The following is a 13,698-nucleotide window of genomic DNA, read 5'->3' on the forward strand; positions in this document are numbered from 1 at the left end:
GCGTGCAAGAGTTAATCGAGTCGGTAGGACAACTTTCGGCTAAGCAAAGAAAGGCTCTGGCGGTTCTGCTCAAGCAGAAAGGCGTCAACCTCTTTGACATTGCCCCGGTTTTCAAGCGCACGGCTGAAGAGCCGTTGCTGCTGTCCTACGCTCAGCAGCGCCAGTGGTTCCTGTGGCAGTGGGCACCGCACAGCGCGGCCTACAACATTCCGACGGCCCTGCGCTTGCAGGGGCCGCTGGATGTGCCGGCACTGGAACGCAGCATTGCGGCGCTGATCGAGCGCCACGAAACCTTGCGCACGGTGTTCTCTCAAGACAGCGCGCAACCCTTGCAAGTGGTCCTGCCCGCAGGACCTTTTACCCTCGATATTCACAACCTGAGCGCTGATCTGGCGAATGACCCGGAGCGTTCGATCCAGGCTTTCGTCCAGACCCAGAGCCAGAAGACTTTCGACCTGCAACACGGCCCGTTGCTGCGTGCCGCGCTGCTACAGGTCAACCCCGCTGAGCATGTGCTGGTGTTGACCCTGCACCACATCGTTTCCGATGGCTGGTCGCTGCAAGTGATGATCGAGGAACTGGTGCAGCTCTACGCCGGTTTCAACCTCGGTCACGACGCCGGTCTGCCGGCCCTGCCGATTCAATACGCCGATTACGCGTTGTGGCAGCGCCACTGGATGGAGGCCGGTGAGCAGGAGCGACAACTGGCCTACTGGCAGGAAAAACTCGGCGGCGAACAACCGGTGCTGGAACTGCCGCTGGATCGCCCGCGCGCGGTCGATCAAAGCTTTGCCGGCGCCAGCCATAACCTGATTCTCGACCCGGAGCTGAGCCATGCCCTCAAGGCCTTTGCCCGGCAGGAAAACGTCACCCTGTTCGTATTGCTGCTGGCTTCGTTTCAGGCCTTGCTGCATCGCTACAGCGGGCAAAGCGACATCCGTGTCGGCGTGCCGGTGGCCAACCGTGGCCGGGTGGAAATCGAGCGGCTGATCGGCTTCTTCGTCAACACCCAGGTGCTCAAGGCGGACATCGACGCAGAGCTGCCGTTTATCGAACTGCTGCGTCAGGTCAAACAGACGGCGCAGGAGGCGCAGGCGCATCAGGACTTGCCCTTCGAGCAACTGGTCGAAGCGCTGGAACCGGGCCGCAGCCTCAGCCACAGTCCGCTGTTCCAGGTGATGTTCAACCACCAGGCCGAGCGCCGTGCGAGCGTCGCCACGCGCCTGAACGGCCTGAACATCGAACCGCTGGAATGGCAGAGCCAGACCGCGCAGTTCGACCTGACCCTCAACACCACCGAGCAGGCCCACGGCATCGAAGCCGTGCTCAAGTACGCCACTGACCTGTTCGACGCAGCGACCATCGAGCGCCTGGCGCAACACTGGACCGCGCTGTTGCAGGCGATCGTCGCCGAGCCGACCCGGTGCATCGGCCAATTGCCGATGCTCGACGCCGGCCAGCAGCAACAGCTGTTGGCGCAATGGAATCCGTCGCTGATTGAACAACCGCTGACCCAGTGCATCCAGCAAGCCATCGAGTCTCAGGCCGAGCGGCATGCCGACGCGGTGGCGGTGAGCTGTGCCGGGCAACGCCTGACCTACGCCGAACTCAATCACCGCGCCAACCTGTGGGCGCATACGCTGATCGAGCAGGGTGTCGGCCCGGACGTGCGCGTCGGCGTTGCGGTGGAGCGTTCGCTGGACATGATCGTCGCCATTCTCGCGGTGCTGAAGGCCGGCGGCGCCTATGTGCCGCTGGACCCGAGCTACCCGGATGACCGCTTGGGCTACATGATCGACGACAGCGGTATTCAATTGCTGTTGACCCAGGGCCATTTGCTCGGGCAATTGCCGCTGCCGCCGGGGCTGATCTGCCTCGATCTGAATCAGGCGCCGGAGCACGGCATCGCAAGCAACCCGCCATGCCTGACCACGCCGGACAATCTGGCCTACGTCATCTACACCTCTGGCTCCACCGGCAAACCGAAGGGCGCCTTGCTGCCGCACGGCAACGTGATGCGCCTGTTCAGCGCCACCGCGCACTGGTTCGATTTCGGCGCGCAGGACAGCTGGACGCTGTTCCATTCCTACGCGTTCGACTTTTCGGTGTGGGAGATTTTTGGCGCGCTGTTGTACGGCGGCAAGCTGGTGGTGGTGCCGCACGATGTCAGCCGTTCGCCGGAAGATTTCTACACGCTGCTGTGCGATGAAAATGTCACGGTGCTGAACCAGACGCCGTCGGCGTTCAAGCCGTTGATGCAGGTTGCCTGTGAATCTGCGCGCAGCAATGCCCTGCGTTACGTGGTGTTCGGCGGCGAGGCGCTGGAAGTACAGAATCTGCGTCCGTGGTTCGAGCGTTTTGGCGACCGCGCGCCGACGCTGATCAACATGTACGGCATCACCGAAACCACCGTGCACGTGACCTACCGGCCATTGTCGCTGGCCGATCTGCAGAGCAATCACAGCAGCCCGATCGGCGCGCCGATTGTCGACCTGTCGTGGTACTTGCTCGACAGTTCGCTCAACCTGGTGCCGCAAGGCTGCATTGGCGAGTTGTACATCGCTGGCGCCGGTCTCGCTCGTGGTTATCTGAATCAGGCCGGCATGAGCGCCACCCGCTTCGTGCCGGACCCGTTCAACCGCAACGCCGGCCAGCGCCTGTACCGTACCGGCGACCTCGCACGGCTGCGCGGCGACGGGGTGATCGAGTACATCGGCCGTATCGACCACCAAGTGAAGATCCGTGGTTTCCGTATCGAGCTCGGCGAAATCGAAGCGCAACTGCTCAAGCATCCACAGGTGCGCGAAGCGGTGGTGCTGGCGGTGGACGGCCTCAGCGGTCAGCAACTGGCGACCTGGGTCGTGCCGGCCGAGACATTGAACGCGGACGAGCAGGGCGCGCTGCGCGATTCGATCAAGCTGCACCTGCGCGAAACCCTGCCGGATTACATGGTTCCGGTCAGTTGGGCGTTCCTCGACCGGCTGCCGCTGACCGCCAACGGCAAGCTCGATCGCAAGCAACTGCCGCAGCCGGACGTTGCGCAGGTGCAAGAGGCCTATGCGGCGCCGCGCAGCGAACTGGAACAGCGTCTGGCGGAGATCTGGCAGGACGTGCTCAAGGTCGAACGGGTCGGGCTTCACGATAATTTCTTCGAGCTGGGCGGCGACTCGATCATCTCGATTCAAGTGGTCAGCCGCGCGCGGCAGGCCGGCATTCGCTTTACGCCCAAGGACATTTTTCAGCATCAGACCGTGCAGCGTCTGGCCACCGTCGCGCAGCAGAGCGACGCCGTGCAGACGGAGCAGGGCGAAGTGCTTGGCGACGCGCCGCTGACGCCAATCCAGCAGTATTTTTTCCACAGCGACATCCCGGCGCGGCATCACTGGAACCAGTCGATTCTGCTGACCCCGGCGAAAACCCTGCAAGCCACTGCGCTGCAACAGGCCCTGGCGCAGGTGCAAAAACAGCATGACGCCTTGCGTCTGCGTTATCGCCAAACCGAGCAGGGCTGGCAGCAAAGCCACGGCGCGGCGGATCAGCCACAAGTTTTGTTACGCACTTTCACGCTGGACGACAGCGCGGCATTGCCAGCGCTGTGCCTGGACCTGCAACGCAGCCTCGACCTGCACAACGGCCCGCTGATTCGCGCGGCGCTGATCGATTTGCCAGACGCCAGTCAGCGTCTGTTGCTGGTGATTCATCACCTGGTGGTCGATGGCGTGTCGTGGCGGATCCTGCTCGAAGACCTGCAAAGCGCCTATCAGCAGATCAGCAGCGGACAGCGCGTGCACCTGCCGGCCAAGACCAGCGCGTTCAAGGATTGGGGCTTGCGCCTGCAAGAGCATGCGCGAAGCGCGGCGCTGGGCAGCGAACTGAGCTACTGGCGCGAGCAGTTGCGCGACGCGCCGCTCGGTTTGCCGCTGGATAATCCGCAGGGCCAGTTGAACAACCGCTTCGAACGCAGCGTCGACACGCGGCTGGACGCCGAACGTACCCGCCAATTACTGCAACAGGCTCCGGCGGTCTACCGCACTCAGGTCAACGACCTGCTGCTGACCGCACTGGCGCGGGTGCTGTGCGAGTGGACCGCCAGCGACAGTGCGCTGGTGCAGCTCGAAGGCCATGGCCGCGAAGACCTCTTCGATGACATCGACCTGAGCCGCACCGTGGGCTGGTTCACCAGCATGTTCCCGGTACGCCTGGCACCAAACGCCAGCCTGGAAAGCTCAATCAAAGGCATCAAGGAGCAACTGCGCGCGATCCCCAACAAGGGCATCGGCTATGGCTTGCTGCGTTATCTCGGCACCGCCGACGCACAAGCGGCGTTGCATGAACTGGCGCAACCGCAGGTGACGTTCAACTACCTCGGGCAGTTCGATAACAACTTCGACGAAGACGCCTTGTGGCGGCCGGCCACCGAGGACAAGGGCGCCGGTCAGGACGCAAACGCGCCGATGGCCAACTGGCTGACCATCGATGGCCGGGTTTATCAGGGCCAGTTGAGCCTGACCTGGACCTACAGCAGCGACGTCTTCGAAGAAGCGACCATTGCCGCTCTGGCCCGCGCCTACGAAGTGGCACTGAGTGAATTGATCGACCACTGCCTCAGCCATGCGGGCGGGCTCACGCCGTCTGACGTGCCGCTGGCCGGTTTGTCCCAGGCGCATCTGGACAGCCTGCCGATTGCCGCCCAGCGCATCGAGGACATCTATCCGCTGGCGCCGATGCAGCAGGGCATTCTGTTCCACAGCCTGTACGACGCCGACGCCAGCGCCTACGTCTATCAGATGCTGCTGGACATCGACGGCCTCGACGTCGCGCGGTTTCAGCAAGCCTGGCAGCGGGTGGTCGATCGCCATGAAGTGCTGCGCGCCGGTTTCATCTGGGGCCGCGATGGCCTCGACGCGCCGTTGCAGGTGATCAATCGCCAACTGACCCTGGAAATGCCGGAAGTCGACGTGCGCGATGCCGCTGATCTGCCAGCAGTGCTTGAAGCACGGGCGCAGGCCGACCGCGAACGCGGCTTCGATCTGCAGAATCCGCCGCTGTTGCGTCTGTGCCTGCTGCGCACTGCCGACGATCGCCATCGCCTGATTTTTACCTGCCACCACATCCTCATGGATGGTTGGAGCAACTCGCGGATGTTCGGCGAAGTGCTGCAGGATTACGCCGGCCAGCCGGTGCCGAGCGCACAGGGCCGCTATCGCGATTTTCTGGTCTGGCTGCAGGGCCAGGACAAGGCAGCCGCGCAGGAATTCTGGCGCGGGCAACTGGCCGAACTCGACGAACCGACCCGACTGGCCTCGGCCTGCCACGGACGCACCGTGCCGGGGCCGGGCAAACAGATGCATCGTCTGCATTTCGACGAAGCGTTGACCCAGCGTCTGAACGCCTTCTCCCGTCAGCAACAGGTGACCCTCAACAGCCTGGTGCAGGCCGCGTGGCTGCTGGTGTTGCAGCGCTACACCGGGCAGGCCACGGTGGCGTTTGGCGCTACGGTATCCGGGCGTCCGGTGGATTTGCCGGGCATCGAAGAACAGCTAGGGCTGTTTATCAACACTCTGCCGGTGATCGCCAGCCCGCAGGCCACCCTCAGCGTCGGCGATTGGGTGCGCAGCGTGCAGGACAAGAACCTGCTGTTGCGCGACTACGAACAGACGCCGTTGCAGGACATTCAGCGTCTGGCCGCATTGAGTGGCGAAGCGCTGTTCGACACTTTGCTGGTGTTCGAGAACTACCCGGTGTCCGAAGCGCTGGAGGCCAATCCGGGCGGGCTGCGTTTTTCCGGTCTGGAGCATCGCGAGCAGACCAACTACGGTCTGACCCTGATTGCCGGCGCCAGCGAAGTGCTCAACCTCGATTTCAACTACCTCACCGAACACTTTGCCGAACGCAGCGTGCTTGCTCTGGCGGCGCATTTGCGTGAAGTGCTCGAGCAATTTATCGCAGCGCCGCAGCGGGCACTCGGCGAGATCGGTCTGCTGCCGCTGGCCGAGCGGCAGACGCTGGCGCAGTGGAACGACAATCACGCGGCTTATCCGGCCGAGCGGTTGATTTCGCAGAGCTTTGAAGCACGGGTCGCAGCACATCCGCAGGCACTGGCGTTGAGTCATGCCGGCGTGGCCTTGAATTACGGCGAACTGAACCGGCGGGCAAACCAGTTGGCCCGGCATCTGGTGACGCTGGGTGTCACCGCCGAAGTGCGCGTCGGCGTGGCGCTGCCGCGTTCGGCGGAACTGGTGATCGCCCTGATGGCAGTGCTCAAAGCCGGCGGCACCTACGTGCCGCTGGACCCGGACTACCCGGCCGACCGCGTGGCCTACATGCTCGATGACAGCCAGGCGAAAGTCCTGCTGACCCAGCAAGCGTTGCTCGCGCAACTTCCGTCCAGCGAAGCGCAGGTGGTGCTGGTCGAGGCCGGCGGCGAGGCGTTTGCATCGCAAGCGCCGGACAACCTGCCGGCGCGCGCCGACGCGGCCAATCTGGCCTACGTGATCTACACCTCCGGTTCCACCGGCAAACCGAAAGGCGTGGCCATCGCCCATCGCAACGTACAGGCGCTGATTCACTGGTCCGCCGAGGTCTACAGCGAGGACGATCTGCAAGGCGTGCTGGCGTCGACGTCGGTGTGCTTCGACTTGTCGGTGTGGGAGATTTTCGTCACCCTGGCGCGCGGCGGATCCATGGTCATGGCGCGCAATGCCCTGGAGCTGCCGGACTTGCCCGAGCGTGATCAGGTGCGCCTGATCAACACCGTGCCGTCGGCAATTGCCGCGTTGCAACGCATCGGCCAGATTCCGCCGGGCGTGCGCATCATCAATCTGGCCGGCGAGCCGCTCAAGCAGGCGCTGGTCGACACCCTGTACCGCGAGACTTCGGTCGCCCACGTTTACGACCTGTACGGGCCTTCCGAAGACACCACGTATTCGACCTGGACCCGTCGCGAACTCGGCGGCCAGGCCAATATCGGCCGGCCACTGCGCAACACCACCGCGTACCTGTTCGACGGGCAATTGCAGGCAGCACCGCTCGGCATCGCAGCGGAGCTGTATCTGGCCGGTGACGGCATCACCCGTGGCTATCTGTTGCGCCCGGGCCTGACCGCCGAACGTTTCGTGCCCAACCCGTTGGCGAGCAACGGCGAGCGCATGTACCGCACCGGCGACCTGACGCGCTGGCTGGACGACGGCCGTATCGAATACGTCGGCCGCATCGACCATCAGGTCAAGGTGCGTGGCTTCCGTATTGAACTGGGCGAAATCGAAGCGCGTCTGCTGGCCCAGGCCAGCGTGCGCGAAGGCGTGGTGCTGGCGGTGGACGGCGTCAGCGGCCAGCAACTGGTGGCTTATGTGGTACCGGCCGAAGCCGATCAAAGCCCCGCGCAACTGGACGCGCTGAGTGCTGAGTTGCAAGCCGCGCTCAAGGCGCATCTGCCGGACTACATGGTGCCGGCGCAGTGGCTGTTCCTCGAACAATTGCCGCTGACACCCAACGGCAAACTCGATCGCAAGGCTTTGCCGGCACCGGATGCCAGCCAGGCACAACGCGATTACGTCGCGCCTTCGACGCCGCTGGAGCAGCAGTTGGCCGAGGTCTGGCAGGACATTCTGAAGATCGAGCAGGTCGGCGTGACCGACAATTTCTTCGCCCTCGGCGGCGATTCGATCATCTCGATTCAACTGGTCAGCCGCGCGCGGCAGCAGGGCATTTGCTTCACGCCCAAAGACCTGTTCCAGCAGCAGACGGTGCAGAAACTGGCCGCAGTGGTTTCGCTGGCAGACGCGCAATCCGCCGGCGCCGCCGACTACCCGTTGGCGCAATTGGATCAGGCGCAACTCGATGCCTTGCCGGTGCCGGCGGAGCTGATCGAAGACGTCTATCCGCTGTCGCCGATGCAGGAAGGCATGCTGTTCCATACGCTGTCGGACAACGGCAGCAGCCTCTACGTGCAACAGGTCAGCCTGCCGATCAAGGGCCTCGACGTGGAGCGTTTCCGCCGGGCCTGGGAATTCATCATCGCCCGTCAGGCCATCCTGCGCACCAGTTTCCATTGGCAGGATGGGCTGGCCAAGCCGTTGCAGGTCGTCCATCGCCAGGCGCCGCTGCAGATGCAAGTGCTCGATTGGCGTGGGCAGGATTGCAGCGAGGCGGCGATTGCCGAGTTCGCCAGCGCTGATCGCGCGCTGGGCTTCGACTTGGCCGAAGCGCGTTTGCAGCGGGTGACCCTGCTGCAGCTGGGCGACGAGCAGTACCAGATGATCTGGACCAGCCACCACATCCTGATGGACGGCTGGAGCAGTTCGCGGTTGTTCGGCGAGGTCTTGCAGTACTACTCCACGGGCGAGGTGACTGGCGAAAACGGCCGCTATCGCGACTTCATTGCCTGGTTGCAGGCGCAGGATCAGGATGCCCAGGAGCTGTTCTGGAAGGCGCGTCTGGCGGTGGTCAACGAACCGACCGCGCTGAGTCAGGCGATGCACCCGCGCCATAGTGCCGACGTTACTGGTCACGATGCGCTCTATTCAAATTGGGACAAGGCGCAAACCGCACGCCTGCTGGAGTTCTGCCGCGACCTGCGCATCACCCCCAACACACTGATCCAGGGCGCGTGGCTGCTGCTGTTGCAACGCTACACCGGTCAGCAGACGGTGACCTTCGGCGCCACCGTATCGGGGCGCCCGGAAAGTCTGCCGAACGTCGGCAACATGCTCGGCCTGTTCATCAACACCTTGCCGATCATTCAGACCCCACAGGCCGATCAGCGTCTGGCCGACTGGCTGGGCGAAGTACAGGCCTACAACCTCGACATTCGGGATTATTCCCAGGCACCGCTGGCCGATGTGCAGCGCTGGTCGAACCTCGGTGGTCAGGCGCTGTTCGACAGCATCGTGGTGTTCGAGAACTTCCCGATCGACGAGCGCTTGCAGGAAGAAACCGACACCGAGCTGACCTTCGGCAAATCCATCGGCCACGGCGTGACCAACGTGCCGATGGACCTTGCGGTGATGCTCGGCGACGAGTTGTCGATCGAGTACCTGTACCTGCGCAGCCACTTCAGCGCCGCGGCGGTAGAAGGCATTCGCCTGACCCTGGAAAATACCCTCGCGGCGATGATGGCCGCGCCGTATGAGCGACTGGGCAATTTGCAGCGTCTGTCCGCCGAACAATGGCAAGCGGCGCAGGCCTGGAGCGCCGAGCCTTCCCACCGCCACGCGCCGCAGTTGCTGCCGGAGCTGATCAGCCGTCATGCGCAACAGCAACCCCACACGATCGCAGTGCAATGCGCCGGCGAAAGCCTGACCTACGCAGAGCTGGAGCGGCAGGCCAATCGACTCGCGCAGTGCCTGATCGCCCACGGCGCCGGGCCGGAAGTGGTGATCGGCGTGGCGTTGCCGCGCTCGCTGGAAATGCTGGTGAGTTTCCTCGCCGTGCTCAAGAGCGGTGCGGCGTACGTACCGCTGGACATCGATTACCCGCCGGAGCGTCTGGCGTACATGATCGAAGATTCGCGCATGGCCCTGCTGCTGACGCAAACCAGCCTGCGCGCGACGTTACCGGCGCCGCATGGCGTGTTGCGTCTGGAAATCGATCAACTCGATCGCAGTCTCTACAGCGATGCTGCCCCGGTCTGCGATGTTCACGAGCAGAGCCTGGCCTATCTGGTTTACACCTCCGGTTCCACCGGACGGCCGAAAGGCGTGGCCGTGACCCAGGGACCGCTGAGCATGCACTGCCAGGCGATCGCCGAGTTGTACGAAATGGACGCGAGCAGTTGCGAGCTGCACTTCATGTCGTTCGCTTTCGACGGTGCCCATGAACGCTGGCTGAGTACCTTGTACAGCGGCGGTCGTCTGGTGATTCGCGACGGTTGTCTGTGGACCCCGGAGCAGACTTATCAGGCCCTGCACGATTACGGCGTGACCATCGCCTGCTTCCCGCCGGCCTATCTCAAGCAACTCGCCGAGTACGCCGCCGCCAGCGGCATCGCACCGCCGCCAGTGCGCATCTACTGCTTCGGTGGCGATGCGGTGCCGGAGCAGACTTTCGAACAGGTGAAAGCGGCGTTGCGTCCGCAATACTTCACCAACGGCTACGGCCCGACCGAAACCGTGGTCACGCCGATGCTCTGGAAGGTCGCCATCAGCCAGCACTGCGAAGCGGCGTATGCGCCGATCGGCCGCGCGGTCGGTGCGCGTTCGCTGTACGTGCTCGACGACGATCTGAATCCGCTGCCGCCGGGTTTTGCCGGTGAGTTGTACATCGGCGGTTACGGCGTCGCTCGCGGTTATTACGGGCGCCCCGATCTGACCGGCGAACGCTTCGTGCCCAACCCGTTTGCCCCTGGCGAGCGCCTGTACCGCAGCGGCGATCTGGTGCGCCGTCGCGCAGACGGCGTGGTCGATTACGTCGGGCGCATCGACCATCAGGTCAAGGTGCGTGGCTTCCGCATCGAGCTGGGCGAAGTCGAGGCCAGCCTGCGTCAGTTGCCGGCGGTCAGCGATGCGCTGGTGATTGCCCGCGACAATGCCTCCGGCAAGCAACTGATCGGTTATGTGGTCACCGCCACGGGTGATGATATCGGCGATGAACTCAAGGCCGGGCTGCGTGCTTCGCTGCCGGAATACATGGTGCCGGCGCAGATCGTCTGCCTCAGCGCGTTCCCGGTTACGCCCAACGGCAAACTCGATCGCAAGGCCCTGCCGGAGCCGGAGTTCAAAAGCGACGAATATGTTGCCCCGCGCACCGAGCAGGAACGCCTGCTGGCGGAAATCTGGGCGCAGGTGTTGCAGGTCGAGCAGGTCGGTATCAGCGATAACTTCTTTGAACTGGGTGGCGATTCGATCCTCAGCCTGCAAGTGATCTCGCGGGTGAGAAACCATCCGACCCTGCAGATGGAGCTGAAACTGCGTGATCTGATGCGCTACCAAACCATCGCCTGCATTGTCGAGCAGCAGGTGGCGAAGCAGGGCGCTGGGCAAGCGCTGCCGGACCTGACTCAGGTTGCCGCAGAGGGCGCGTTCAATTTGCTGCCGATCCAGCAATGGTTCTTCGCCGAAGGCATGGCCGAGGCGCATCACTACAACCAGTCGTTGCTGCTCAGCGCACGTCAACCGCTGGATCTTGATGCACTGGAACAGGCACTGGGCTTGATCGAACAACATCACGATTCGCTGCGCCTGCGTTTTTCCAACAACGGCGGGCGCTGGTTGCAGCGCTACAGCACCAGCGTGTCCGACGAGGCTGTGCTGTGGCGCCGTGAAGCGCAAAGCAGCGAAGAGGTCGAAGCCTTGGCCAACCTCGCGCAGCGCAGCCTCAAACTCGATGACGGGCCGGTCTGGCGGGTCATGCATGTGGCGTTGCCGGATGGTCAGGCGCGGTTGCTGGTGGTGATTCATCACCTGGTGGTCGACACCGTGTCGTGGCGGATTCTGCTCGACGATCTGAAAGTCGCTTATGAGGCGTGCGTGCAGGGGCTGGCGCCGCAACTGCCGATTCGCACCAGCAGTTATCGTTCGTTTGCCGAGGCATTGCAGGCGCAGGCGCCGGTGATTGCCGAGCAGGAATTGAGCTATTGGCTGGAGCAACTGGATCAGCCCGGCGTTGATCTGCCGTGCGACAACCCGCGCGGCAAGAACCTTGTGCGGCAACAGGCGCAGGCGCGGCTCAAGCTGTCCCGCGAGCACACCGAACAACTGCTCAAACAGGCCCCGGCGGTGTACGGCACGCAGATCAACGACCTGCTGCTGTCGGCGCTCAGCCGCGCCCTGTGCCGCTGGAGTCAGCAACCGTCGGCGCTGATTCTGCTCGAAGGGCACGGGCGCGAAGACCTCTTCGAATCGATCGACCTGAGCCGCAGCCTCGGCTGGTTCACCAGCATGTTCCCGGTGCGTTTGCGCCCGGACGGCGACGACATCGGCCAGTCGATCATCGATGTGCAGGCGCAACTGGCGGGCGTACCGCAGAAGGGCATCGGCTATGGCGTGCTGCGTCATCTGGCCGGGCCGGAAATCTCGGCGCAACTGGCTGCATTGCCGCAGGCACGGGTGACGTTCAACTACCTCGGGCAGTTCGACCAGAGCTTCGATGAACAGGCGTTGCTGGTGCCGGCACTGGAGGAGACCGGCGACAACTACAGCCTCAAGGCGAATCTGGGCAACTGGCTTGAAATCGTCGGCCAGGTCTATGACGGGCAACTGGCCTTGCGCTGCATCTACAGCAGCCAGCGTTACCGCGCCGGCACCATGGATGCGCTGATGAGCGATTACCAGCGTGAGCTTGAAGCGCTGATCGAGCATTGCATGGCGCGGGTGAGTTGATCGCCCGGTCTTTTGCGCGGGCGCTGCCCAGGCGCGCCCGTCTTATTGCGGATACAAGGATTTTTAATGATGTCGTTACACCCTGATCTGGAAGCTTTCCTCGACCTCGCTCAAGACAGCCAGGACGCCGGCCTGCCAGCCATGCACCAACTGACCCCGAGCGAGGCCCGCGCCACCTTCGAGCAGACCACCGCGCAACTGCGCTGGCCGGCGCCGCAGGATCTTGAAGTCACCGAGATCGAAACACAGGCCCGTGACGGTGCGGCGCTGGCGTTGCGGTTGTATCGGCCCAACGGTATTGAATCGCCGCTGCCGGTGCTGGTGTATTTCCACGGTGGCGGGTTCGTGGTTGGCAGTCTGGATTCCCACGACGGCGTCTGCCGCGAGTTTTGTCAGCGCGCGCCGTGTGCGGTGCTCTCGGTCGGTTATCGACTGGCGCCGGAGCATCGCTTTCCGACGGCGCTGGAGGATGGCGAGGACGCTTTGGCCTGGCTGGCGGAACAGGCTGCGAGCCTCGGACTGGATGGTTCGCGCGTTGCGTTTGGCGGTGATAGCGCGGGCGCCACGTTGGCGACGGTGCTGGCGATTCAGGCCGTGCGGCAACCGCACACGGTGGCTATCGCGCCGAAGGCGCAGTTGTTGTGTTATCCGGTGACCGATGCTTCACGGGTGCATGATTCGCGGCTGTTGTTTGGTGAGGGGTATTTGCTCGAGAACGACACGTTGGAGTGGTTTTATCAGCACTATGCGCGAGGGCCGGAGGATTATCTGGATTGGCGTTTTTCGCCGTTGCTGGCGGAGGATCTGCGTGGGGTGGCGCCGGCTATTGTGCTGCTTGCCGGGTTTGATCCGTTGCTGGATGAGGGGCAGGCTTATGTCGACAGGCTGCGCGGGCAGGGGGTCGAGGTCGAGGTCGAGGTTTGTGCCGGGTTGACTCATGATTTGTTGCGGTTGGGGGCGGTGGTGCCTGGGGTTCTGGAGGTTTATTCGAGGGTTGGTGGGGCGCTTGCGCGGGCTCTTGAGATTGGGTGAATATCCGTTGCTTCGGTAGCGGCTGCTGGCGGTTTCGCCTGACGGCGACTTACTTTTTTACAAGCGCCCGGAATGCCGGCCCAGAAAAAAAATAAGCAAAAAACGCTAGCTCCTACGTTCGGCCCTCGCAGGCTCGGGTCCCTTCGCTCCGGGATCGATCCGGGCGCAGCGGCTCCGGTTTGCTTCGCTGCACCTCCTTCCGCTGTGTCTGGCTGCGCCAGACGGTCGCTGCGCTCCCACCCCCGGATCAATCCCTCCGCTCAGCCTTCCGATGTCGCCGGTGGATCAAAAGCAAGATCAAAAGCACTCGAGCTTGCGCTCATTGTTGAGTGGGGCGGCTTCGCCGCGG

The 13,698-nt window shown here is 63.5% G+C and carries 2 protein-coding genes; both read left to right on the forward strand.

Going from position 1 to position 13,698, the window contains the following annotated elements; translation table 11 throughout:
• Window positions 1–2 precede the first annotated feature (2 nt).
• On the forward strand, window positions 3–12,317 hold the full coding sequence (locus D8U60_RS04280) for a non-ribosomal peptide synthase/polyketide synthase (RefSeq protein WP_130899539.1): 12,315 nt from the start codon (window positions 3–5) through the stop codon (window positions 12,315–12,317).
• Window positions 12,318–12,386: 69 nt separating this feature from the next.
• Entirely contained in the window at window positions 12,387–13,349 is a 963-nt protein-coding gene (locus D8U60_RS04285) for an alpha/beta hydrolase (RefSeq protein ID WP_130899540.1), read from the forward strand.
• Window positions 13,350–13,698: the final 349 nt, after the last annotated feature.

The sequence above is a fragment of the Pseudomonas sp. Sample_11 genome (assembly GCF_004307505.1).
Lineage (GTDB): Bacteria > Pseudomonadota > Gammaproteobacteria > Pseudomonadales > Pseudomonadaceae > Aquipseudomonas > Aquipseudomonas atacamensis.